Here is a 22,878-nt window from a genome sequence, read left to right as displayed (position 1 = left end):
GGGTTTGACGGGCATCCCGGCGTGTCCCGACACCCGGTCCGTTTCCCGGAAGTCGTCCGAAGGTGGCAAGGTGAACGCGTGACCGACAGCGCCCCCACCCGTGGCCCTCGACCTGACGCCCGACCCGAGCGCGGGACGGAAGCGGTCGACGACGGCGGAACCCCTCACGGCGCGGCTGCCGGCGCGCATCTCGAGCCCGCCGACGACGGACCCGGCGCGGACGCGCCGCCCGGGACCGAGGCGCCGGCGCGCAGGTCGTCGCTCCTGCGCGAGACCGCGATCATCGTCGTGAGCGCGCTGATCCTCTCGCTCCTCATCAAGACGTTCCTGGTCCAGGCGTTCTTCATCCCGAGCGCGTCGATGGAGGACACGCTCGTCGAGGGCGACCGCGTCATGGTCTCGCGTCTCGTGCCGGGCGTGTTCGACGTGCACCGTGGCGACGTCGTGGTGTTCAAGGACCCGGGCGGGTGGTTGCCCCCGGCGGTGCCGGAGGAGCAGAGCGCGCTCACGGAAGCCGCGACGGCCGCCCTGACGTTCATCGGCCTCCTGCCGCAGGACACGGGCGAGCACCTCATCAAGCGTGTCGTCGGGACGCCGGGCGACCACGTGGTGTGCTGCGACGCCGAGGGCCGCGTGAGCGTGAACGGCGTCCCGGTCGACGAGACGTACATCAAGCCCGGATCGGTGCCCAGCCAGGACCCGTTCGACCGGACCGTGCCGGACGACATGCTCTTCGTCATGGGGGACAACCGGCAGAACTCGCAGGACTCCCGCTACAACACCGGCAAGCCGGGCGGCGGGTACGTGCCGATGAGCAACGTCGTCGGCACCGCGTTCGTCAAGGTCTGGCCGCTGTCCCACGCGGGCCTGCTCCGCAACCCCGGCGACGTGTTCGCCGACGTCCCCGAGCAAGAGCCGTGACGAGCGGGACGGCCACCGCACCCCGGCGCAGCAGCTCTCGGGCCGCCTCCGCGCCGGGGAGCAGCACCCGGCGTCGGCCGGACCTGCGCCACGAGCGCGCGATGCTGCGTGACGGCGCGCGGTACGTCGCGGGGATGGACGAGGTCGGGCGGGGTGCGCTCGCGGGACCGGTGTCCGTCGGCGTCGTCGTCGTGGACCTGGCGACGAAGCCGTGCCCGCCGGGACTCACCGACTCGAAGCTCCTCACGCCGGCAGCACGGGAGGCCCTCGTGCCGCTCGCGCGCGCCTGGTCGCTCGCGTGGGCCGTCGGGCACGCGGGACCCGCGGAGATCGACGCCCACGGGATCGTCGGCGCCCTGCGTCTCGCGGGGCGGCGTGCGCTCTCCCAGGTGCGCCGCACCGTGGGCGACGTCGACGCGGTGCTCCTCGACGGCAAGCACGACTGGCTGAGCCGGCCGACGGTCGACCTCTTCGAGGCGTTCGAGCTCGACCCGCACGACGACGGCCTCTCCGACCCGCGCGTCCGCACGCTGGTCAAGGCCGACCTGCAGTGCGCGTCCGTCGCCGCGGCCAGCGTGCTGGCCAAGACCGAGCGGGACGCGCTCATGACGCGCCTCGCACGGCAGTACCCGGCGTTCGGGTGGGACCAGAACAAGGGCTACGGCGCGGCGACGCACGTCGAGGCGTTGCGCGAGCACGGCCCCACCCCGCAGCACCGGCGCAGCTGGCGCCTGCCGGAGCGCGGCGAGGAGCTGTCTCCGGTGCTCGACGGGACGGGACCGGTGGGTGCACCGGACGCAGCGGACGCCGTACCGGTCTACGGGCCGCCGGTCGTCGCGCTCGAGCTCGACCCCGAGGCTTCGCTCCCGACCAGCTGAGCGCGGCCGGACCGGCGCGGGCGTCCCGATGGTCCATGATGGAGACGTGAGCGCCGAAGACCTCGAGAACTACGAGACCGAGATGGAGCTCGCGCTGTACCGCGAGTACCGAGACGTGGTGGGCCTCTTCTCGTACGTGGTGGAGACCGAACGTCGCTTCTACCTGGCGAACCAGGTGGACCTCCAGGTGCGGTCGGCCGCCGGAGAGGTGTACTTCGAGCTGCGGCTCGCCGACGCGTGGGTCTGGGACGTGTACCGCTCGGCACGGTTCGTGAAGTCCGTGCGTGTCGTCACCTTCAAGGACGTCAACGTCGAGGAGCTGGCGAAGGCCGAGCTCCAGCTGTAGGCCTCCGTGCGCGGCCGTGACGTTCTACCGCCGCGAGGTTCTGTACCGCCGCGACGTTCTGTGCCGCTGCGACGTGCTGGGCAGCCGTGCCGCGAGATCTCCGCGATCCTGGCCGTCCACAGGCCCGCATCCGGTCGTCCCGGTCCACACCGGGCCCTCGACGTCTGGTGGAGGTGGCGTGCCCGGCCCCACGGTGGTGCGCGGAGGTGAGCCATGGGAGCGAAGGACGCCGTCGGGCGGTACGGGGAGAGGGTGGCTGCGGCCCACCTGGTCGAGGCGGGCTGGACCCTGCTGGACCGCAACTGGCACGGGCACGGAGGCGAGCTCGACGTCGTGGCGCTCGACGGCGACGTCGTCGTGGCGGTCGAGGTCAAGACCCGTCGGGGTACCGCCTACGGGCACCCCGCACAGGCCGTCACGCCGCTCAAGCTCGCGCGGCTGCGCCGCCTGACCGGGGAGTGGCTCGCGACGCACGACGTCCGGGCGAGGTCGGTACGGATCGACGTCGTGGCCGTCCTGGTGCGCCGCGCCGGCGCCGCGCACGTCGAGCACCTCGTGGGCGTGAGCGCCTGATGGCGCTCGGGATCACGAGGGCCGTGGCGCTCGTGGGGCTCGCCGGGCACGTCGTCGAGGTGCAGGCGCACCTCGCCGCGTCCGTACCGGGTTTCGTGCTCGTCGGGCTCCCGGACACGGCGCTCAGCGAGTCGCGCGACCGGGTGCGGGCCGCCGTCGCGTCGTCGGGGCTCACCTGGCCCCAGCGCAAGATCACGGTGAACCTCTCCCCGGCCGCGCTGCCCAAGTCGGGGACCGGGTTCGACCTCGCCATCGCCGTCGCGACGCTCGCCGGGGCACGGCTCCTGCCCGCCTCGGCGGTCGAGGGCGTGGTGCACCTCGGCGAGCTCGGGCTCGACGGCCGGCTGCAGCCGGTGCGCGGTGTGCTGCCTGCCGTCGCGGCAGCGGTGGACGCGGGCTTCCGCGACGTCGTCGTCCCCGCCGCCGACGTCGCCGAGGCGAGCCTGGTCCCCGGCGCGCGCGTCGTCGGTGCCGTGAGCCTCGCGGACGTCGCCCGGCTGCACGGTGCCGACCTCGACGGGCAGGGACTCGTCGACCCCGTCGTGCCCGCGCGTCCCGCGGTGTCACGGCAGCGCGACGGAGACCTGTCGGACGTGCTCGGTCAGGACGAGGCGCGGCACGCGCTCGAGGTGGCCGCAGCGGGTGGGCACCACCTGCTGCTCGTCGGCGCGCCCGGCGCGGGCAAGACGATGCTCGCGGCCCGCCTGCCCGGCATCCTCCCGGACCTCACGGAGAGGGAGGCCGTCGAGGTCACCTCGGTGCACTCCGTCGCAGGCGTCTTCGACCCGGGCGGCGGGCTCGTCCGCCGGCCGCCGTACGAGGACCCGCACCACACGGCGACGCCCGCGGCGATCGTCGGCGGCGGCACCGGGATCCCGAGGCCGGGTGCTGCCTCGCGAGCGCACCGGGGCGTCCTGTTCCTCGACGAGGCCCCCGAGTTCGGCGCGCGCGTGCTGCAGACGTTGCGGCAGCCGCTCGAGCACGGCGAGCTCGTCATCCACCGCGCAGCAGGCTCCGCGCGGTACCCGGCCCGGTTCCAGCTCGTCCTCGCGGCGAACCCCTGCCCGTGCGGCAGGAGCGTGGGCAAGGGCCTGGACTGCACGTGCAGCGCCGTCGCGCAGCGCCGGTACTTCGGCCGGCTCTCGGGCCCGCTGCTGGACCGCGTCGACGTCCAGGTCGAGGTGCGTCCGGTGACACGCGTCGAGCGGACGTCGGCCGTCCCGCCCGAGTCGAGCGCGACCGTGGCAGCACGCGTGCTCGCCGCTCGGGAGGCCGCCGCCCTCCGCCTCGCCGGGACCGGCTGGCGGACCAACGCCGAGGTCCCCGGGACGTGGCTGCGCGACCGGCTCGGTCCGGACCCGGGTCTCCTGCGGGACGTCGACACGGCGCTCGACCGTGGCACGCTCAGCCTGCGCGGCGCGGACCGCGTCCTGCGGCTCGCGTGGACCGTGGCCGACCTCGCCGGCCGCGACGCCCCGTCCCGGGCCGACGTCGGGGCCGGGCTCGCGCTGCGGACACGGGGCTATCGTGCGTGAGCGCCGGGACGGGACGACCGCGAGACCTCGGCCGGCCTTCGACGTCACCGACGAGCGCCTCGCCCGCGCGGCCTGGTCCCGGCTCGCCGAACCAGGTGACGAGGTCGCGGGCGCGCTCGTCCGTGCGCTCGGGGCGGCCGACGCCCTCGCGTGGGTGTACGACGCCGCGGGCGACCCGGCCGAGGCGCGGCGAGGGCTCGTCGCGGCCGCGGGGCGTCACCCCGGGACGGGAGACGCACGGGCGGGCGGACAGGCCGCGACAGACCTCGCGGCACTCGTGGTTCCCGCGAGAGGCGGACCGGGCGTCGCGGGAGCGGGCCACGACGACGAGACGGCCGACCGGCGGGACGCCGGGACCGACCGCCGCCCTGCGGCCCCCGTCGCGCGTGTCCTGCGGGCCGTCTCGCGCTGGGCGCCTCGCCTGGACGGGATGGACCCGAGGCGCGAGCTGCACGTGCTCGCCCGGCTCGGCGGCGCCCTCGTCGTCCCCGGCGACCCGGGCTGGCCGGCCGGCGTCGACGACCTCGGCGCAGCCGGCCCCCTGTGCCTCTGGGTCCGCGGCGTCCCGGACCTCGCGACGCTCTCCCGGCGGTCCGTCGCCGTCGTGGGCGCACGCGCCTGCACCGACTACGGCAGGTACGTCACGGGGGACGTCGCGACGGGTCTCGCCGACCGTGGCTTCACGGTCGTCTCCGGCGGCGCCTACGGCATCGACGCGGCAGCCCACCGGGGCGCGCTCGCGGGCGGCGGCCCGACCGTCGCGTTCCTCGCCGGCGGTGTCGACCGGTTCTACCCGGCCGGAAACGTCGAGCTCCTGCGTGCCGTCGTCGACTCGGGCGGCTCCGTGGTCTCCGAGGTCCCGCCGGGCTCGGTGCCGAGCCGCGTCCGCTTCCTCCTGCGCAACCGGCTCATCGCGGCGTTCGCCACGGCGACGGTCGTGGTCGAGGCGGCGTGGCGCTCGGGCTCGCTGAGCACCGCGGCGCGAGCGGCCGAGCTGTCCCGTCCTGTCGGCGTCGTGCCGGGGCCCGTGACGTCGGTGGCATCATCGGGGTGCCACCGGCTCCTGCGTGACGGGGCCGCGGTGTGCGTGACCGACGCCGACGAGGTCGCCGAGCTCGCCGGGGCCCTCGGGCAGGACGCGGCACCATCCGGACCTCGGTCGGACCAGGCGCGGGACGCCCCCCACGACGGCCTCGATCCGGTGGAGACGCGAGCATGGGAGGCGCTGCCGCTGCGCTCGGGCAGGCCGGTGGAGTCCGTCGCGCGGGCGGCCGGCCTCGCAGTGCCGGAGACGATCGCGGCGCTCGGCCGGCTCGAGCTGACGGGACGTGCCGATCGCGTGCCGGGCGGATGGCGCCGCGGCGACGCGCGCGCCCGGTCCCGGCCCTGACCGACGGCGACGGTCCCCGGGCGCGCGTGCCGGGCCGGCCGCGCGACGTGCCGGGCGGAGAGCCTCCGGTCGGGCGCCGCGTCGCCGCGGCACACTGGGGGAGTGCGCGACGAGACGGAGGAGCAGGGTTCGACACCGGGGACGCCGCCGCACGACGGGGGAGACGCCCCGGGCCGGATCCCGTTGCCGCACGGCATGCAGGTCGCGCTCGACGAGTTCGCCACGTACCTGGAGGTCGAGCGGGGCACGTCCGCGCACACCGTGCGGGCCTACGTCGGCGACGTCGACGGCCTGCTGCGCCACGCGGTCCGCCAGGGTGCGGTGACGCTCGCCGCCGTGGACCTCGCGGTGCTGCGTTCGTGGCTCACCGTGCTCTCCGAGCGTGGGCTCGCCCGCACGACGCTCGCCCGTCGTGGAGCAGCGGCCCGGGCGTTCTTCGACTGGGCGCGCACGACCGGTCGGGTCGCGACGGACCCGGCGACGCGGTTGGCCAGCCCGCGCGTGGCCCGCACCCTGCCGACCGTCCTCGCCGTCGACGCCGCGGCACGCCTCCTCGACGTGGCCCGGGCGGCCGCGGACGAGGGGGATCCTGCACGGCTGCGCGAGTGGGCGGCCGCCGAGCTGCTCTACGGCGCCGGGGTCCGCGTCGGCGAGCTCGCGGGCGCGGACGTCGACGACGTCGACCTGGACCTCCGGACCGTGCGCGTGCTGGGCAAGGGCGCCAAGGAGCGTGTCGTGCCGTTCGGCGTACCGGCGGCGCGCGCCGTCGGTCGCTGGTTGCGCGAGGGGCGCCCGGCTCTCGTCACCGAACGCTCGGGTGCGGCGCTCCTCCTCGGGGACCGCGGTGGCCGGTGGGGGCAGCGGCAGGTGCGGGACGCCGTGCACCGGCTCGCGGCGGCTGCCGGCGTGGACGACGTCGCGCCGCACGACCTGCGCCACAGTGCCGCGACCCACCTCCTCGCGGGCGGCTCGGACCTGCGCAGCGTGCAGGAGATCCTCGGGCACTCGTCGCTCGCGACGACGCAGCGGTACACGCACGTCACGGCGGAGCGGCTGCGCAGCTCCTTCGAGCAGGCGTTCCCCCGCGCGTGATCCCGTCGCCGGGACCGGGTGCCGGGGCCCTCGGTCAGGCCGACGGGAGCAGCACGATCGGCGGGCGTCCACCGAGCAGGGCGAGCGGGTCGACGTAGCGGTCGCCGCGGCGCACCCCCCAGTGCACGCACGTCGCGGCGCAGTGACCGCCGTGCTGGGACGCCGTCGCGCCGTCGGGCCCGGGCACCTCGGTCGTCCCCACGACGTCGCCGGGAGCGACACGGTCGCCGGGCCTCGCGTCCCCGGTGACGGGTTCGAGCGAGGTCCGCAGACCGTCGTCGTGCAGGATCACGACGACGCCGCGCCCCGCCACCGGTCCGGCGAACGTGACCACCCCGGCGTACGGGGCCCGCACGGCCTCGCCCGGCGAAGCCGCGAGGTCGACACCGCGGTGACCGCGCAGCCAGTCCTGCTCGGGCGGGTCGAAGGGAGCGAGGACGCCCAGACCGTCGAGCGTCCGGTCCAGCGGCGGCACCCAGGCGCCGGTCGCCACGACGGCGTCCGACGTGATCGGAGCTCCCGCAGCACCGGAGGCCGCAGCACGGGAGGCCACCGCGCCGGATCCGGGCGCGGACGGCAGCGCGAGCGCGTGGACGAGCGCGACGACGAGCACGGCGACGACGCGGCCGACGCGCGGGGTGCTCCGGGAAGCGACGGGCGACGCCGCGGTACGGCCGAGGACGACGCGGTGCTCCGCGGCGCGGGAAGGTCTCATCCGGACAGCGTGACGGCTCGGTCGTGCGGCGCGGGCCGCCGGTACGGTCCTGTGGACCACGACAGGATCGGAGGGCCGCCTGTGGTCGACGCCGGGGCGCGCCGTCCGGCCCCGCCCCGACCCCGGGGCCACCGGCGCCGTGCCCGAACTGCTGGGCCGTCGCACCCCGTGAGCCACCGTCGCCCGGTCCCGGTGCGCCCGCGGTCCGACCGTCCGCCGTGCGGCACGGCGTCGGGTAGACTGGACCGCGCGATCGGCACGACCGTGAGCCACCTCGACACACCTCCTCGCACCCTCGGGTGCCGGGCGGGAGGCGGCAGGCCGCGTCGGTCGACTTCGCGCGTCATGTTCCCGCCTCCTCCCGGCTGCTGTCGGGTGTCCGGCGGGCCGCGTCCGGCGTCGGTCCTGCTCGTGCGAGCGAGCGGGCGTCGGCTCGGGTGACGCCAGGGGTGCGTACCGCCGTGGTCCGCACCGACCAACCGCAACGCGGCCCACCTCGCGAGGGGGCCGCCCAGAGCGTGCGTGCACCGGGAGGATCCCGGGCCGCACGGTGAAAGGACGTGTCATGGCCGTCGTGACCATGCGCCAGCTCCTCGAGAGCGGTGTCCACTTCGGGCACCAGACCCGCCGTTGGAACCCGAAGATGAAGCGGTTCATCCTCACGGAGCGCAACGGCATCTACATCGTCGACCTCCAGCAGTCGCTGTCCTACATCGACCGCGCCTACGAGTTCGTCAAGGAGACCGTCGCCCACGGCGGTTCCATCCTCTTCGTCGGCACCAAGAAGCAGGCGCAGGAGCCCGTCGCGGAGCAGGCCGCGCGCGTCGGCATGCCCTACGTCAACCACCGCTGGCTCGGTGGCATGCTCACGAACTTCACCACGGTGCACAAGCGTCTCCAGCGCCTCAAGGAGCTCGAGGAGATCGACTTCGACGACGTCGCCGGCTCGGGGCTCACGAAGAAGGAGCTCCTCGTGCTGCGCCGCGAGAAGGACAAGCTCGCCCGCACGCTCGGCGGCATCCGCGACATGGCGAAGGTCCCCTCCGCCGTGTGGATCGTGGACACCAACAAGGAGCACCTCGCGGTCGACGAGGCGCGCAAGCTCAACATCCCGATCGTCGCGATCCTCGACACCAACTGCGACCCGGACTCCGTGGACTACAAGATCCCCGGGAACGACGACGCGATCCGCTCCGTCACGCTGCTCACGCGCGTGATCGCGGACGCCGCCGCCGAGGGTCTGCTCCAGCGCCACTCCGGCCGCTCGGGTGCCGAGGCCGGTGCCGACGCCGACGCCGAGCCGCTGGCCGAGTGGGAGCGCGAGCTCCTCGCCGGTGCCGAGCAGCAGCTCGAGTCCGACGAGGCCGCCGCGAACGCGTCCGCCACCGAGGGCGCCTCGGGTGCCGAGGAGGCCGTCGCGCCGGGTGCGGACGCCGCGCCCGCCGTCGAGGTCGCTGCGGAGGCCGCCGAGGCCGAGGCCACCCCCGCTGCGGAGGCCCCCGCTGCCGAGACTGCCGAGGCGCCTGCCGCCGAGGACGCTCCGGCCGAGGAGGCCCCGGTCGCCGAGGCCACGGAGACCGACGAGTCCAAGTGACGTCCCGGGGCGCGCGGCGGGCTGTCCCGCCGCGCGCCCCGTGGCGCGCCGGGGCGTGCTCCGACCTCCGGCCGGCACTCGTCACGCACCACCCCGCACGTACCCGTGACACACCACGAGTGAGGACCCACCATGGCGAACTACACCGCCGCTGACATCAAGGCGCTGCGCGAGCGCACCGGCGCCGGCATGCTCGACGTCAAGAAGGCTCTCGACGAGGCCGGCGGCGACGCCGACAAGGCCCTCGAGATCATCCGCGTCAAGGGACTGAAGGGCGTCGCCAAGCGCGAGGGCCGTTCGACCTCCGAGGGCCTCGTGGCCGTCGACATCCGCGACGTCGAGGGCGGCCAGGTCGCGACGCTCATCGAGCTCAACTCCGAGACCGACTTCGTCGCGAAGAACGAGACGTTCATCAGCCTCGCCGACCGCGTCCTCAAGGCCGCCGCCGAGGCCGGCGCGCGTGACGCCGACGCGGCGCTCGCCGCGGACGCCGACGGCGAGACGGTCCAGGAGGTCATCGACAACCAGGCCGCGACGCTCGGCGAGAAGATCGTCCTGCGCCGCGTGACCCGCGTCGCGGGCGAGCGCGTCACCGCGTACCTGCACCGCACCGCTCGCGACCTGCCGCCGTCGATCGGCGTCGTCGTCGCGACCGACGCGGCCGGCGAGTCCGTCGCGAAGGACGTCGCCCAGCACGTCGCCGCGATGTCGCCGACGTACCTCTCGCGCGACGAGGTCCCCGCGGACACCGTCGAGAACGAGCGCCGCATCGCCGAGGAGACCTCGCGCAACGAGGGCAAGCCGGAGGCCGCGCTCCCGAAGATCGTCGAGGGTCGCCTGAACGGCTTCTTCAAGGACGTCGTGCTCGTGGACCAGCCGCTCGCGAAGGACCCCAAGAAGACCGTGGGTCAGGTCGTGTCCGCGGCCGGCGGCACGATCACGGAGTTCGTGCGCTACCGCGTCGGCGCCTGACGTCCCCGCAGGCCCGGTCCTCCCGCTCGTCGCGGGAGGGCCGGGCCATGCCGCACCCGGGTCGCACCGCGCGACGCGGGTGCGCGACCAGCACGACGAGCAGCCGTCCCCGCGACGCGGCGACGGCCTGGACGCCCCGCAAGGGCGACGACCAAGGACAGGTGGCGACAGTGACCACAGGTGACCAGACCCGGGACGGCGCCGACGCGACTCCGCGCCGCGTCCTCCTCAAGCTCTCGGGCGAGATGTTCGGCGGGGGCCAGATCGGCCTCGCGCCCGACGTCGTGCAGCGCGTCTCCCGGGAGATCGCGGACGCGGTCGCCCAGGGCGTGCAGGTCGCGATCGTCGTCGGCGGCGGCAACTTCTTCCGCGGGGCCGAGCTGTCGCAGCGTGGCCTCGACCGGGCCCGCGCGGACTACATGGGCATGCTGGGCACGGTCATGAACTGCCTCGCGCTCCAGGACTTCCTCGAGCAGGCCGGCGTGAAGACGCGCGTGCAGACCGCGATCACGATGGGCCAGGTCGCCGAGCCGTACATCCCGCTGCGCGCGATCCGGCACCTCGAGAAGGGGCGCGTGGTGATCTTCGGTGCCGGGGCGGGCATGCCGTACTTCTCGACCGACACGGTCTCGGTCCAGCGTGCGCTCGAGACCCACTGCCACGAGGTCCTCATGGGCAAGAACGGCGTGGACGGCGTCTACACGGCCGACCCGCGCACGGACCCGACCGCCGTGAAGCTGGACCACCTCACGTACACGGACGCGCTCGTCAAGGACCTGGGCGTCATGGACGCCACGGCCCTGAGCCTGTGCCGCGACAACGACGTGCGCATGCGCGTCTTCGGCATGGGCGAGCCGGGGAACGTCACCCGGGCCCTCGTCGGGGAGAATATTGGCACACTGGTCACGACGAACTGACGAGCAGCTCGCAGACGACGAGACGTGACCGACCGAACGAAGGAGCACTGGGTGATCGACGAGACCCTCCTCGAGGCCGAGGAGAAGATGGACAAGGCGGTCGAGGTGGCCAAGGAGGACTTCGCCACGATCCGCACCGGCCGGGCGAACCCTTCGATGTTCAGCAAGATCACCGTCGACTACTACGGGGCCCCGACCCCGCTGCAGCAGCTCGCCTCGTTCCAGACCCCCGAGGCCCGCACGATGATCGTGTCGCCGTTCGACAAGAGCGCGATGTCGGCGATCGAGAAGGCGCTGCGCGACTCCGACCTCGGGGTGAACCCGTCGAACGACGGCAACATCATCCGGGTCGTGCTCCCTGCCCTCACCGAGGAGCGTCGGCGGGACTTCGTGAAGCTCGCGAAGTCGAAGGCCGAGGACTCGCGCGTGTCGATCCGCAACGTGCGGCGTCGCGCGAAGGAGGAGCTGGACCGCATCGCGCGTGACGGCGAGGCCGGCGAGGACGAGGTCGCGCGCGCGGAGAAGGAGCTCGAGGGTCTGACGAAGCAGCACGTCGACCAGATCGACGCGCTCCTCGTCGGCAAGGAGAGCGAGCTGCTCGAGGTCTGAGCCGTCCGGCTCCCGAGCACCGTGCCCATGTCAGACATCTTCCCGTCCACCGCCGGTGCCGACCCGTCCGCGGGGCGGCCCGTCGGTCCGGAGACCGGGGGCGCGGCGGGCGGTCGCGCGCCGCGCGCCGGGCGCAACCTCCCGGCGGCGATCGCCGTGGGCCTCGGCCTCCTGGTCGTCGTCGCCGCGAGCCTCGCGTTCCGGCCGGAGCCGTTCGTCGCCCTCGCCGTCCTCGCCGTCGGCGCGGCCGTCTGGGAGCTCGCCAAGGCTCTCGAGCGCCGTGACCTGCACGTCCCCGTGCTGCCCCTGCTCGTCGGGACCGTCGGGATCCTCGTCTCGTCGTACTACTCGGGTCCCGAGGCGCTGCTCGTCTCGTTCATGCTCACCGTCGCGGGCGTCGTGGTCTGGCGCGTCATCGACGGTTCGGGCACGGCCGCGGTGCGCGACGCGGCCGCCGGCACGTTCGCGGCGGCGTACCTGCCCTTCATGGCGGGGTTCGTCATGCTGCTCCTGGCCCAGGACGACGGCCGCGTCAAGGTGCTCCTGTTCATCCTGCTCGCCGTCGCGAACGACGTCGGCGGGTACGTCGCGGGCGTGCTGTTCGGTCGGCACCCGCTCGCGCCGTCGGTGAGCCCGAAGAAGTCGTGGGAGGGCCTCGCGGGCTCGTTCGTCCTCGCGACCGGGGTGGGTGTCGTCGGTGCCGTCGTGGGCCTCGGCGCGAGCCCGCTCGTGGGTGTCGCCCTGGGGATCCTCGCGCCGCTCACGGCGACGATCGGCGACCTCGCCGAGTCGATGATCAAGCGCGACCTAGAATTGAAGGACATGGGGTCGCTCCTGCCCGGTCACGGAGGCATCCTGGACCGCCTGGACTCCATGCTCCTCACCGCACCGTTCGTGTACGTGCTGCTCACCATGGCCGTGTGACCACGGCGTGCCCCGCCCCCCACGCTTGGACCTTCCATGACCGTCCGCCCGCCCGCTCCGCCCCCCGCCCGCTCGGTCCGCCCCTCGGCGGAGTCGAAGCCGCTCCCGCTCGTCATGTCCGCGCCCCGGCGCGGCAAGCCGCCGCGGCACTTCGCCGACCTCGCGCCGGAGGAGGTCCGCGAGGCCGTCGTGGCGCTGGGGGAGAAGCCGTTCCGGGCCAAGCAGCTCGCGACGCACTACTACGCGCACCTCACGCGCGATCCCGAGGCGATGACGGACCTGCCGAAGGCGTCGCGCGACGTCCTCACCGACGCGCTCTTCCCCCCGCTGCTCACCGCCGCGCGCCGCATGGAGGCCGACGGCGGCACGACCGTCAAGACGCTCTGGCACCTCTTCGACGGCGCCAAGGTCGAGTCCGTGCTCATGCGCTACCCGCAGCGCACGACCCTGTGCGTCTCGAGCCAGGCGGGCTGCGGCATGGCCTGCCCCTTCTGCGCGACGGGCCAGCTCGGCCTCACCCGCAACCTGTCGATCGCGGAGATCGTCGAGCAGGTCCGTGCCGCGGGACGGTCGCTCGCCGACGGCGACATCCCGGGCGGCCCCACCCGCCTCAACAACCTCGTGTTCATGGGCATGGGTGAGCCCATGGCGAACTACAAGGCCGTCATGGGCACCGTGCGCCGGCTCGTCGCGCCCGCCCCGGACGGTCTCGGGATGTCGGCCCGCAACATCACGGTCTCGACGGTCGGTCTGGTCCCGGCGATGCGCAAGCTCGCCGACGAGGGCATCCCGGTGACGCTCGCGCTGTCGCTGCACGCGCCCGACGACGACCTGCGCAGCGAGCTCGTGCCCATCAACACGCGGTGGAGCGTCGACGAGACGCTCGACGCCGCGCGGCACTACTTCGAGGTCACCGGTCGCCGCGTGAGCATCGAGTACGCGCTGATCAAGGACATGAACGACCACGCGTGGCGCGCCGACCTGCTCGGCGAGAAGCTCAACGCGCGCGGCCGCGGCTGGGTGCACGTCAACCCGATCCCGCTGAACCCGACCCCGGGGTCGATCTGGACCGCGAGCGACCCTGCCGTCGAGGCGGAGTTCGTGGCACGATTGCGCGGGCACGGGATCCCGACGACGATCCGTGACACCCGCGGCAGCGACATCGACGGCGCCTGCGGGCAGCTCGCTGCAGAGGAGGACGAGTGAGTTCGCTGTTCACCACGGTCTCGAAGACCCGGAACGGGTACGACCCGGAGGAGGTCGACGACTTCTTCGAGCACGCACGTGACGTGTACGAGGGGCGTGCGTCGGACCGGCTGACGAGCACCGAGATCCAGACGTCGGTGTTCGACCTCATCCGGGGCGGGTACGACACGCACGAGGTGGACGCCGCGCTCGACCGTCTCGAGGGGGCGTTCATCGCCCGTCAGCGCGCGGAGTACGTCGCGGCGCACGGGCAGCAGGCGTGGATGAACGCGCTCGCGGAGCGTGCCCGCACGCTGTACGGGCGCCTGGGCCGGCCCGACGGCGAGAAGTTCGCGCCCGCCGAGCGCGGCAAGCCCGCGTACGACATGGACGACGTCGACGACCTGTGCGACCGGCTCGTGGCCTACTTCGACCGCCAGGTCCCGATCACGGCCGCGGAGATCCGCTCCGCGACGTTCGGGCGTGCCCGCGGCCGCGACGGCTATGCCGAGGGCGCGGTCGACGCGTTCTTCGCGCGGGCCATCGAGGTGCTGCTCGGCGTCGAGTGACGCAGTACCCGGGCTCTGCCCGGGCCCGGGCTGCGGCGACGGGCCCGGTCGGGCCGACGGCCGTCTCGTGACGGCCGACCCTCGGACCGCGTCCCACCCGGTCGTCCGACGGGCGGTGGCACGGCTGGCCGAGGTCAACGCACGTCATCCGTGGAACCACAACGAGCACTTCCACCCGTGGGTCGTGCGCCGCGTGCCTCGCGGTGCCCGGCTCGCCCTCGACGTGGGGTGCGGAGCGGGAGCCCTGCTGGGGGTCCTGCGCGGACGTGTCGAGGCCGTGCACGGCATCGACGCCGACGCGGGGATGGTGGCGGCCGCGCGTGCGCGTCTCGCCGACGACCCGCGCGTGACGGTCCGGCGGACGGCGTTCGACGCCGTCGGCTCACCGCAGGACGTGCTGCGCGCCGAGGCGCTGCTTGACCCCGAGGCGCTGCCAGGCCCCGAGGCTCTCCGCCCCGGCGATCCCCGCCCGGACGTTCCTCGTCCTGGCGTGCCCGGGGCCGGCGGTCCCACCGACGCGGGCACCGAGCCGCAGGCGTACGACGTCGTGACGATGGTGGCCGTCCTGCACCACCTCGACCTCGAGGACGCCCTCGCACGGGTCCGGGACCTGCTCGCGCCCGGTGGCAGGCTGCTCGTCGTCGGCCTCGCGCGCGTGGCCTCGCCGCGCGACGTCGCCGTCGACGTGGTCTCGGCGGTGCTCAACCCGCTCGTCGGGATGGTCAAGCACCCGCGGCGGGCGCGTCCGGGCGATACCGGGGCCGACGCGCCGGGGATGCCCGTCCGCGCCCCCGGACGCTCGGTCGACGAGATCGTGCGGGCGGCTCGCGCGCTGCTGCCGGGCGCCCGGGTCCGGCGCCGGCTGTTCTTCCGGTACACGCTCGAGTGGACGAGCCCTGGCCGGCGCTGACCGGCCCGACCCCGTCGGGCAGACCGACGGGACCCGGTCGCGGCCGGTGCGGTCAGGTCCGGCAGACCTGGGAGGATGGTGACCATGCACGATCGCCCGTCCACCGCGCCCCGCTCCCTGACGATCCTCGGGTCGACCGGATCGATCGGGACCCAGGCGATCGACGTCGTCCGTTCCCACCCGGGCCGGTTCCGCGTCGACGCGCTGTCCGCGGGGGGCGGCGACGTGGGGCTGCTCGCGCGCCAGGCCGCAGACCTGGGCGTCGCGTCGGTCGCCGTGGCCGACGCGACCCGGGCGGGCCCGCTCGAGGCCGCGCTCGCCGACGCGTTCGCGGGTCGCGACGCGGCACCTGAGCTGCTCGCCGGACCGCACGCCGCCGCCGAGCTCGCGGGGCGCGGGAGCGACGTCGTGCTCAACGGCGTCACCGGGTCCGTCGGCCTCGGCCCGACGCTCGCCGCGCTGCGCGGCGGGTCGACCCTGGCCCTCGCCAACAAGGAGTCGCTCGTCGCGGGCGGCGCGCTCGTGCGGGCCGCGCAGCAGCGCGCGGACCAGATCGTGCCCGTCGACTCGGAGCACTCCGCGATCGCGCAGTGCCTGCGCTCGGGAGGGCGCGGCGAGGTGCGCCGGCTGGTCCTCACCGCCTCCGGCGGGCCGTTCCGCGGCTGGGCGGCGGACGACGTGAAGGCCGCGACCGTCGACCAGGCGCTCGCGCACCCGACGTGGGCCATGGGCCCCGTGGTCACGGTCAACTCGGCGAGCCTCATGAACAAGGGCCTGGAGCTCATCGAGGCGCACCTGCTGTTCGACGTGCCGGTCGACGACATCACCGTCGTCGTGCACCCGCAGTCGGTCGTGCACTCGATGGTGGAGTTCGTCGACGGCTCGACGATCGCCCAGGCGTCGCCCCCGGACATGCGCCTGCCCATCGCCCTCGGGCTGAGCTGGCCCGAGCGGCTCGACGTCGTGACCCCGCCGTGCGACTGGACGCGGGCCACGTCGTGGACGTTCGAGCCGCTCGACGACCAGGCGTTCCCCGCCGTGGGTCTCGCGCGCGCCGCGGTCGCGGCGAGCGCCACGCACCCTGCGGTCTACAACGCGGCGAACGAGGAGGCCGTCGCGGCGTTCCTCAGCGGACGCGCAGGTTTCGGTGACATCGTGACGACGGTCGAGCGCGTGCTCGCGGCGCACGGGGGAACCGCGGCGGACCGTGTGACGTTGGACGACGTGTCCGCCGCGGAGGGCTGGGCGCGGGCACGCGCGAACGAGCTGCTGGGCCGGCGCTGAGCGGGGCCCGGCGGGACCGAGGATCGAGGACCGGTCGGTGAGCGACGGGTCGAGGGACGGGTTGAGGAACGTATGGCAGTCGTGATCGGCGTCGCCGTCTTCGTGCTGGGGCTCGTGGTGTCCATCGCCCTGCACGAGGTGGGCCACATGGTGCCCGCGAAGAGGTTCGGCGTGCGCGTGAGCCAGTACATGGTCGGCTTCGGCCCGACCCTGTGGTCGCGTCGCAAGGGGGAGACCGAGTACGGGGTCAAGGCGATCCCGCTCGGCGGCTACGTCCGCATGGTCGGGATGATGCCCCCCGCACCGGCCGGCGCCCGTCCGCGCGGCCAGGGCTTCTTCTCCCAGGTGGTCGCCGACGCGCGCGACGCGAGCACCGAGGAGATCCGGCCCGGCGAGGAGCACCGGGCCTTCTACAACCTCTCCGCGCCGAAGAAGGTCGTCGTCATGCTCGGCGGCCCGTTCATGAACCTGCTCATCGCCGTGGTGCTCACGCTGATCGTCTTCGTCGGCATCGGTCTGCCCGCCGCCACGACGACGGTCGCGAGCGTCACGCCGTGCGTCTCGGGGACCGTGACCGCCGAGCAGACGCAGTGCGCGGCGGGGGACCCGCAGTCGCCGGCCGCGGCGGCCGGCCTCGAGCCCGGCGACACGGTCGTGTCCTTCGATGGCGCCCCCGTCGGCTCGTGGGAGCAGCTCTCCGGCATGATCCGCGGGGCGGCCGACGAGAGCGTCCCCGTGGTCGTCGAGCGCGGCGGCGAGGACGTGACGCTCTCGATCACGCCCGTCGAGGTGCAGCGCCAGGTGGTCGCCGAGGACGGGACGCCCGTCGTCGACGACGCGGGGGAGCCCGTCACGGAGCCCGCCGGCTTCGTCGGGTTCACGCCCACCGCCGAGCGGCAGTCGCTCGGGGTCGGTACCGCCCTCGAGGCCACGTGGCAGCAGGTGAGCGGCACCGCGGCGATCGTCGTGACCCTCCCGGTCAAGGTCGCCGACGCCGTCCACGCCACCTTCACCGACGCGCCGCGCGACCCGAACGGCGTCGCGAGCATCGTCGGCGCGGGGCAGGTCGCGGTCGACATCGCGGGCAGCGACAGCGAGGTGGTCGCGCAGGTCCAGCAGTTCCTGCTCCTGCTCGCCGCGCTCAACGTCGCGCTGTTCGTGTTCAACCTCATCCCGCTGCTCCCGCTCGACGGCGGCCACGTGGTCAACGCGCTCTACGAGGGCGCGAAGCGTACGGCCGCGCGAGTGCGCGGCCTCCCGCGCCCGGGCCCCGCGGACGTCGCCCGCATGATGCCCGTCGCGTACGTGATGTTCGTGGTGCTCATCGGCGTGGGGGCGCTGCTCATCCTCGCGGACATCGTCGACCCGGTGCAGCTCGCCTAGCGCGCCGGTCAGACCTCCTGTGGAGGTTCCGCGACGATGTGCCGGACCGACAGGGAAGGTGACCTGCCGGACAGGTCCGACGTGCGCCGTCGGGCACGGGCGCGGGGGATACTAGGGGGCGTGAGCGTACCCATCAGCCTCGGAATGCCCGCCGCCCCGCCGCCGGTCCTCGCGCCGCGCCGCCCGACCCGCAAGATCAAGGTCGGCAAGGTCGAGGTGGGCGGCGACGCGCCGATCAGCGTCCAGTCGATGACGACGACGAAGACGACGGACATCAACGCGACCCTCCAGCAGATCGCCGAGCTCACGGCGTCGGGCTGCGACATCGTGCGCGTCGCGTGCCCGACGCAGGACGACGCCGACGCGCTGCCGGTGATCGCGAAGAAGTCGCAGATCCCCGTCATCGCGGACATCCACTTCCAGCCGAAGTACGTCTTCGCGGCGATCGAGGCCGGGTGCGCGGCCGTGCGCGTCAACCCGGGCAACATCCGGCAGTTCGACGACCAGGTCAAGGAGATCGCCCAGGCGGCGAAGGACCACGGCACGTCGCTGCGGATCGGGGTCAACGCGGGCTCGCTCGACAAGCGCCTGCTCGCGAAGTACGGCAAGGCGACGCCCGAGGCGCTCGTCGAGTCGGCGGTGTGGGAGGCGTCGCTGTTCGAGGAGCACGACTTCCACGACTTCAAGATCTCCGTCAAGCACAACGACCCCGTCGTCATGGTCCGCGCCTACGAGCTGCTCTCGCAGGCGGGGGACTGGCCGCTGCACCTCGGCGTGACCGAGGCCGGGCCGGCCTTCCAGGGCACGATCAAGTCCGCGACCGCGTTCGGCGCGCTGCTCAGCCAGGGCATCGGCGACACGATCCGCGTGTCCCTCTCGGCCCCGCCGGTCGAGGAGGTCAAGGTCGGCAACCAGATCCTGCAAGCGCTCAACCTGCGCCCGCGCAAGCTCGAGATCGTCTCGTGCCCGTCGTGCGGCCGGGCCCAGGTCGACGTCTACACGCTCGCGGAGAAGGTGACCGCCGGCCTCGAGGGCATGGAGGTCCCGCTCCGCGTCGCGGTCATGGGCTGCGTCGTCAACGGCCCGGGCGAGGCCCGCGAGGCCGACCTCGGTGTCGCGTCCGGCAACGGCAAGGGGCAGATCTTCGTCAAGGGCGAGGTCGTCAAGACCGTGCCCGAGTCGCTCATCGTGGAGACGCTCATCGAGGAGGCGCTGCGCATCGCCGAGACGATGACGCCCGAGAACGACGCGCAGGCCGGTCCGCCGGTCGTCACCGTGGGCTGACCACGGTGGCACGCTGGCGTCCGTCGGTCCCGGCCCTGCGGCCGCGGGCCGGGTCGGACGCGCGCGAGCTCTCCGACGCCGACGTGCCCGAGGCGCTCGCGGTGTGCGCGACGGACCCCGTGGCCTCCGCCCTCGCGGCGGCGCGCCTCGAGGTGGCCCTCCGCGTCGGCCTGCGGGCCGCGGGCGGCCACGCGTGGGGATTCCCCGGGCACGGCCCTCTGGAGGCCGTGTGCTGGGCGGGCGCCAACCTCGTCCCGGTGCTCCCGCCGACGCTCGACGACGTCGACCGCCGTGCCGCCGTGGCCGGCTTCGCGGCGTTCGCGCAGCGTGGCGGTCGCCGCTCGTCGTCGGTCGTCGGGGAGCGCGCCGCCGTGCTCGCGCTGTGGGGCGTCCTCGCGGAGACGTGGCCCGCGCCCCGCGAGGTGCGCGCCGACCAGCCGTCGCTCGCCATCGACCGCGCGCCCGACGTCGACCCGGACCCGTCCGTCCGCCGCTCGACGGTCGCGGAGGTGCCCGTCGTGCTGCCCGCGTGCGTGCGCATGTTCACCGAGGAGGTCGGGTACTCGCCCGTCGAGGGCGGTGGTCGGGCGTACGAGGAGCGGGTGCGCTCCCTCGTCGCGGCCGGCCGGTCGTTCGTGCGCCTCGAGGGGCCGGGCGCCCGGCCGCACGTGGTGTTCAAGGCGGAGCTCGGCGCGGTGACGAACCGTGTCGCCCAGGTGCAGGGCGTGTGGGTCGACCCGCGGTACCGCGGTCGCGGCCTCGCCGCACCGGGGATGGCGGCCGTCGTCTCCCTCGCCCGGCAGGCGGCACCGGGGTCGTCGGTCCGTCCTCCCGTCGTCTCCCTCTACGTCAACGACTACAACACGAGGGCGCTCGCGACGTATCGCCGCGTCGGCTTCGAGCAGGTGGGGACTTTCGCGACCGTCCTGTTCTGAGCCGGCGTCCCGCCGCCTCACTTGAGCAGGCGCGACAGGCGACGGTCGGCGAGCACCTGCCCGCCCGTCTGGCACGTCGCGCAGTACTGCAGGCTCCGGTCGGCGAAGCTCACCTCGCGCACCGTGTCCCCGCACACGGGGCACGGCTTCCCGGTGCGCCCGTGCACGCGCATCCCGGACCGCTTCGCGTCCTTGAGCTCCGCGGCCGGCCTGCCCGACGACGCCGCGACGGCCTCGCCGAGCACCTCGCCCACCGCGGCGTGCACCCGGGCGACCTCGTCCGGCGTGAACGAGCGCGTGAGCTTGAACGGGCTCGTCCGCGCGGCGTGCAGGATGTCGTCGGAGTAGGCGTTGCCGATCCCCGCGATCGAGGACTGGTCGCGCAGGAGGCCCTTGACCTGCTGGTTCCGCGCGGCCATGAGCCCGGCCAGCACCTCGGGCGTGAACGCCGGGTCCAGCGGCTCGACGCCCAGCGTCTCGATCGCGCGCACCTCGGCCGGGTCCCGCACGACGTGCACCGCGAGCCGCTTGCGCGTGCCGGCCTCGGTGAGGTCGAACCCCGAGCCGTCGTCGAACCGGACGCGCAGCGCGAGCGAGGCGATCTTCCCGCCGCCGCCACCGCCGAGACGCGGGCGCACCGGCGTCGTGGGCGCCTTCTCCGACCAGCGCAGCCAGCCGCCGCGGGCGAGGTGGAAGACGAGGTGCAGCGCGTCGTCGGCCGCCCCGTGCGCGCCCGGGGGTGCGGTGGAGGGCGACACGACGAGGTCGAGCCACTTGCCGTGCCGGCGCGCCCCCGCGACGGTGCCTCCGACGAGCGCGGTGACGGGCGGGTCGAACGTCTTGAGCGCAGCGATCTGCGCGACGTCGGCGGCGGCGACCGTGCGTCCCGTGGCGCGGTCGTCGAGGAAGCGGACGAGGGCCTCCACCTCGGGGAGCTCGGGCATGGGGCCATCCTCCCCGCCGGTAGGGTTGGGCGCATGTCTTCCGTCACGACCGGCGCCGTCCCCGCGCGCCGCTCCAGCACCGGCGCTGCCGACCTGCTGCGCCTGTCCTCCCTGTTCGTCCGGACGCTGCGCGAGGACCCGGCCGACGCCGAGGTCGCGAGCCACCGGCTCCTCGTCCGCGCGGGCTACATCCGCCGCGCCGCCCCCGGCATCTACACGTGGCTCCCGCTCGGTCTGCGCGTCCTGCGCAAGGTCGAGGCCGTCGTGCGCGAGGAGATGGCCGCCGCGGGCGCACAGGAGGTGCACTTCCCGGCGCTGCTGCCCAAGGAGCCCTACGAGGCGACGGGCCGCTGGACGGAGTACGGGCCGAACCTCTTCCGTCTCAAGGACCGCAAGGACGGCGACTACCTCCTCGCCCCGACGCACGAGGAGATGTTCACGCTCCTCGTCAAGGACCTGTACTCGTCGTACAAGGACCTGCCGCTGACGATCTACCAGATCCAGACGAAGTACCGCGACGAGGCGCGTCCGCGCGCCGGGCTCATCCGCGGGCGCGAGTTCGTCATGAAGGACGCGTACTCGTTCGACGTGTCCGACGAGGGCCTCGAGCGCTCGTACGAGGCGCAGCGGGACGCGTACCGGCGCATCTTCGAGCGCCTCGGCCTCGAGTACGTCGTCGTCGCGGCGATGTCCGGCGCGATGGGCGGCTCGCGCTCGGAGGAGTTCCTCACCCCGACGCCGATCGGCGAGGACACCTTCGTGCGCTCCGCGGGAGGCTACGCGGCGAACGCCGAGGCCGTGGTCACGCCCGTGCCCGACGCCGTCGACTACACCGCTGCGCCCGCCGCGCACGTCGAGGACACCCCGGGCACGCCCACCATCGACTCGCTCGTCGCCTTCGCGAACGAGCACCACCCCCGCGGCGACCGGGCGTGGACCGCCGCGGACACGCTGAAGAACGTCGTGCTCGCCGTGACGCACCCGGACGGGCGCCGCGAGGTCGTCGTCGTCGGCCTGCCGGGCGACCGCGAGGTCGACCTCAAGCGCGTCGGTGCGGCCTTCGAGCCCGCCGAGGTCGAGCCCGCGACGGACGCGGACTTCGCCGCGCACCCCGAGCTCGTCAAGGGCTACCTCGGCCCGCAGGTGCTCGGCCCCAACGTCCAGCGCGAGGCGCCCGACGCGCGCGACGACGCCGCCGACGGCGAGCCCGTGCGGCACTCGATCCGGTACCTGCTCGACCCGCGGGTCGTCGCGGGCACGCGCTGGATCACCGGGGCGAACGAGGACGGGCGCCACGTGTTCGACCTCGTCGCCGAGCGGGACTTCTCCGCCGACGGCACCGTCGAGGCCGCCGAGGTGCGCGCCGGCGACCCTGCCCCCGACGGGTCGGGCCCGCTCGAGCTCGCGCGCGGGATCGAGATCGGCCACATCTTCGCGCTCGGCCGCAAGTACGCCCAGGCCCTCGGCCTCACGGTGCTCGACGAGAACGGCAAGCAGGTCGTCGTGACGATGGGCTCGTACGGCATCGGCGTGACGCGTGTGCTCGCGGCCCTCGCCGAGGCGAACCACGACGACGCCGGGCTCGCCTGGCCCGCGCACGTCGCCCCGGCGCACGTGCACGTCGTCGCCACCGGGAAGGACGCGAGCATCTTCGAGGAGGCCGACCGGCTCGCGACCGAGCTGGCCGCGCGCGGCGTCGAGGTCCTCTACGACGACCGCCCGAAGGTCTCGCCGGGCGTGAAGTTCAAGGACGCCGAGCTGCTCGGCGTGCCGCTCCTGCTCGTCGTCGGCCGTGGTCTCGCCGACGGGGTCGTCGAGGTGCGCCCGCGCGTTGGCGAGGCCGTGCAGGTCGCGGTGGGAGACGCCGTCGAGCACGTCGCGCGGCAGGTCGACGCGCTGCTCGCCTGAGCAGGCCGTG

22 protein-coding genes are annotated in these 22,878 nt (G+C 74.3%); 20 read left to right on the top strand and 2 right to left on the bottom strand.

The genetic code is table 11. The features are described from left to right. Window positions 1-78 precede the first annotated feature (78 nt). The 7 genes from lepB (at window position 79) to ACZCLJ_RS05290 (ending at window position 6,735) form a co-directional block, all read left to right on the top strand. On the top strand, window positions 79-921 hold the full coding sequence (gene lepB / locus ACZCLJ_RS05320; protein ID WP_463105693.1) for a signal peptidase I: 843 nt from the start codon (window positions 79-81) through the stop codon (window positions 919-921). Beyond that, complete coding sequence (locus tag ACZCLJ_RS05315) at window positions 918-1,799, top strand: ribonuclease HII (RefSeq protein WP_463105692.1); 882 nt, start codon at window positions 918-920, stop codon at window positions 1,797-1,799. The genes lepB and ACZCLJ_RS05315 overlap by 4 nt, the downstream gene beginning before the upstream one ends. A gap of 46 nt (window positions 1,800-1,845) precedes the next feature. Next, the gene (locus ACZCLJ_RS05310; RefSeq protein ID WP_024840525.1) at window positions 1,846-2,145 is read left to right on the top strand and encodes a DUF2469 domain-containing protein; all 300 of its coding nucleotides are present in this window, start codon (window positions 1,846-1,848) and stop codon (window positions 2,143-2,145) included. Between the two features lie 213 nt (window positions 2,146-2,358). After that, window positions 2,359-2,718, top strand: a complete 360-nt coding sequence (locus ACZCLJ_RS05305; protein WP_463105691.1) for a YraN family protein — start codon at window positions 2,359-2,361, stop codon at window positions 2,716-2,718. Then, entirely contained in the window at window positions 2,718-4,253 is a 1,536-nt protein-coding gene (locus ACZCLJ_RS05300) for a YifB family Mg chelatase-like AAA ATPase (protein ID WP_463105690.1), read from the top strand. The genes ACZCLJ_RS05305 and ACZCLJ_RS05300 overlap by 1 nt, the downstream gene beginning before the upstream one ends. Beyond that, window positions 4,246-5,643 carry a DNA-processing protein DprA gene (gene dprA, locus ACZCLJ_RS05295; RefSeq protein ID WP_463105689.1) on the top strand — a complete coding sequence of 466 codons (1,398 nt, stop codon included), beginning with the start codon at window positions 4,246-4,248 and terminating at the stop codon, window positions 5,641-5,643. The genes ACZCLJ_RS05300 and dprA overlap by 8 nt, the downstream gene beginning before the upstream one ends. 195 nt (window positions 5,644-5,838) lie before the next feature. Continuing rightward, on the top strand, window positions 5,839-6,735 hold the full coding sequence (locus ACZCLJ_RS05290; protein ID WP_251151209.1) for a tyrosine-type recombinase/integrase: 897 nt from the start codon (window positions 5,839-5,841) through the stop codon (window positions 6,733-6,735). 34 nt (window positions 6,736-6,769) lie between these two features. On the opposite strand, the gene ACZCLJ_RS05285 is transcribed toward ACZCLJ_RS05290, so the two are convergent. Beyond that, a complete protein-coding gene (locus ACZCLJ_RS05285; protein ID WP_463105688.1) occupies window positions 6,770-7,450 on the bottom strand; it encodes a murein hydrolase activator EnvC family protein in 681 nt (226 codons plus the stop codon). Window positions 7,451-8,015: 565 nt separating this feature from the next. Here ACZCLJ_RS05285 and rpsB point away from each other — a divergent pair. The 12 genes from rpsB (at window position 8,016) to ACZCLJ_RS05225 (ending at window position 20,016) form a co-directional block, all read left to right on the top strand. Then, window positions 8,016-9,044 (top strand): 30S ribosomal protein S2, encoded by a 1,029-nt coding sequence (gene rpsB, locus ACZCLJ_RS05280; protein ID WP_251150660.1) that lies wholly within the window; start codon window positions 8,016-8,018, stop codon window positions 9,042-9,044. A gap of 132 nt (window positions 9,045-9,176) precedes the next feature. Beyond that, window positions 9,177-10,016: a translation elongation factor Ts gene (tsf, locus tag ACZCLJ_RS05275; protein WP_251150661.1), complete on the top strand. Its 840-nt coding sequence runs from the start codon at window positions 9,177-9,179 to the stop codon at window positions 10,014-10,016. Window positions 10,017-10,177: 161 nt separating this feature from the next. Continuing rightward, a complete protein-coding gene (gene pyrH / locus ACZCLJ_RS05270; RefSeq protein ID WP_463105687.1) occupies window positions 10,178-10,933 on the top strand; it encodes a UMP kinase in 756 nt (251 codons plus the stop codon). Window positions 10,934-10,984: 51 nt separating this feature from the next. Further along, the gene (frr, locus tag ACZCLJ_RS05265; protein WP_251151210.1) at window positions 10,985-11,542 is read left to right on the top strand and encodes a ribosome recycling factor; all 558 of its coding nucleotides are present in this window, start codon (window positions 10,985-10,987) and stop codon (window positions 11,540-11,542) included. Between the two features lie 27 nt (window positions 11,543-11,569). Further along, on the top strand, window positions 11,570-12,466 hold the full coding sequence (locus ACZCLJ_RS05260) for a phosphatidate cytidylyltransferase (RefSeq protein WP_251150663.1): 897 nt from the start codon (window positions 11,570-11,572) through the stop codon (window positions 12,464-12,466). Window positions 12,467-12,502: 36 nt separating this feature from the next. Continuing rightward, window positions 12,503-13,672 carry a dual-specificity RNA methyltransferase RlmN gene (gene rlmN, locus ACZCLJ_RS05255; RefSeq protein ID WP_463105686.1) on the top strand — a complete coding sequence of 390 codons (1,170 nt, stop codon included), beginning with the start codon at window positions 12,503-12,505 and terminating at the stop codon, window positions 13,670-13,672. Beyond that, complete coding sequence (locus ACZCLJ_RS05250; protein WP_251150665.1) at window positions 13,669-14,220, top strand: DivIVA domain-containing protein; 552 nt, start codon at window positions 13,669-13,671, stop codon at window positions 14,218-14,220. The genes rlmN and ACZCLJ_RS05250 overlap by 4 nt, the downstream gene beginning before the upstream one ends. A gap of 67 nt (window positions 14,221-14,287) precedes the next feature. Continuing rightward, window positions 14,288-15,130 carry a class I SAM-dependent methyltransferase gene (locus ACZCLJ_RS05245; RefSeq protein ID WP_463105685.1) on the top strand — a complete coding sequence of 281 codons (843 nt, stop codon included), beginning with the start codon at window positions 14,288-14,290 and terminating at the stop codon, window positions 15,128-15,130. Window positions 15,131-15,214: 84 nt separating this feature from the next. Next, window positions 15,215-16,414 carry a 1-deoxy-D-xylulose-5-phosphate reductoisomerase gene (gene dxr / locus ACZCLJ_RS05240; RefSeq protein ID WP_463105684.1) on the top strand — a complete coding sequence of 400 codons (1,200 nt, stop codon included), beginning with the start codon at window positions 15,215-15,217 and terminating at the stop codon, window positions 16,412-16,414. A gap of 72 nt (window positions 16,415-16,486) precedes the next feature. Continuing rightward, the gene (locus ACZCLJ_RS05235) at window positions 16,487-17,797 is read left to right on the top strand and encodes a M50 family metallopeptidase (protein ID WP_251150668.1); all 1,311 of its coding nucleotides are present in this window, start codon (window positions 16,487-16,489) and stop codon (window positions 17,795-17,797) included. 144 nt (window positions 17,798-17,941) lie between these two features. Beyond that, complete coding sequence (gene ispG, locus ACZCLJ_RS05230) at window positions 17,942-19,081, top strand: flavodoxin-dependent (E)-4-hydroxy-3-methylbut-2-enyl-diphosphate synthase (RefSeq protein ID WP_251151211.1); 1,140 nt, start codon at window positions 17,942-17,944, stop codon at window positions 19,079-19,081. 5 nt (window positions 19,082-19,086) lie between these two features. Then, window positions 19,087-20,016 carry a GNAT family N-acetyltransferase gene (locus ACZCLJ_RS05225; protein WP_251150669.1) on the top strand — a complete coding sequence of 310 codons (930 nt, stop codon included), beginning with the start codon at window positions 19,087-19,089 and terminating at the stop codon, window positions 20,014-20,016. A 17-nt stretch (window positions 20,017-20,033) separates the two neighbouring features. Here the strand turns inward: ACZCLJ_RS05225 and ACZCLJ_RS05220 are convergent, their stop codons facing one another. Beyond that, window positions 20,034-20,960 (bottom strand): Fpg/Nei family DNA glycosylase, encoded by a 927-nt coding sequence (locus tag ACZCLJ_RS05220; protein WP_463105683.1) that lies wholly within the window; start codon window positions 20,958-20,960, stop codon window positions 20,034-20,036. A 33-nt stretch (window positions 20,961-20,993) separates the two neighbouring features. On the opposite strand from ACZCLJ_RS05220, the gene ACZCLJ_RS05215 reads away from it, so the two are divergent. Continuing rightward, the gene (locus tag ACZCLJ_RS05215) at window positions 20,994-22,868 is read left to right on the top strand and encodes a proline--tRNA ligase (RefSeq protein WP_463105682.1); all 1,875 of its coding nucleotides are present in this window, start codon (window positions 20,994-20,996) and stop codon (window positions 22,866-22,868) included. Window positions 22,869-22,878 lie beyond the last annotated feature (10 nt).

The sequence above is a fragment of the Cellulosimicrobium sp. So1_17 genome, from assembly GCF_055181235.1.
This window is presented reverse-complemented; position numbering and strand designations above follow the sequence as displayed.

Bases quoted from the DNA above. Each gene is read 5' to 3' on its own strand.
- ACZCLJ_RS05290 (WP_251151209.1), top strand. From the start codon at position 5,839: ATGCAGGTCGCGCTCGACGAGTTCGCCACGTACCTGGAGGTCGAGCGG.
- ACZCLJ_RS05260 (WP_251150663.1), top strand. From the start codon at position 11,570: ATGTCAGACATCTTCCCGTCCACCGCCGGTGCCGACCCGTCCGCGGGG.
- ispG (WP_251151211.1), top strand. From the start codon at position 17,942: ATGCCCGCCGCCCCGCCGCCGGTCCTCGCGCCGCGCCGCCCGACCCGC.
- ACZCLJ_RS05285 (WP_463105688.1), bottom strand. From the start codon at position 7,450: ATGAGACCTTCCCGCGCCGCGGAGCACCGCGTCGTCCTCGGCCGTACC.
- dxr (WP_463105684.1), top strand. From the start codon at position 15,215: ATGCACGATCGCCCGTCCACCGCGCCCCGCTCCCTGACGATCCTCGGG.
- ACZCLJ_RS05235 (WP_251150668.1), top strand. From the start codon at position 16,487: ATGGCAGTCGTGATCGGCGTCGCCGTCTTCGTGCTGGGGCTCGTGGTG.
- rpsB (WP_251150660.1), top strand. From the start codon at position 8,016: ATGGCCGTCGTGACCATGCGCCAGCTCCTCGAGAGCGGTGTCCACTTC.
- ACZCLJ_RS05300 (WP_463105690.1), top strand. From the start codon at position 2,718: ATGGCGCTCGGGATCACGAGGGCCGTGGCGCTCGTGGGGCTCGCCGGG.
- tsf (WP_251150661.1), top strand. From the start codon at position 9,177: ATGGCGAACTACACCGCCGCTGACATCAAGGCGCTGCGCGAGCGCACC.
- ACZCLJ_RS05220 (WP_463105683.1), bottom strand. From the start codon at position 20,960: ATGCCCGAGCTCCCCGAGGTGGAGGCCCTCGTCCGCTTCCTCGACGAC.
- rlmN (WP_463105686.1), top strand. From the start codon at position 12,503: ATGACCGTCCGCCCGCCCGCTCCGCCCCCCGCCCGCTCGGTCCGCCCC.
- ACZCLJ_RS05305 (WP_463105691.1), top strand. From the start codon at position 2,359: ATGGGAGCGAAGGACGCCGTCGGGCGGTACGGGGAGAGGGTGGCTGCG.
- ACZCLJ_RS05215 (WP_463105682.1), top strand. From the start codon at position 20,994: ATGTCTTCCGTCACGACCGGCGCCGTCCCCGCGCGCCGCTCCAGCACC.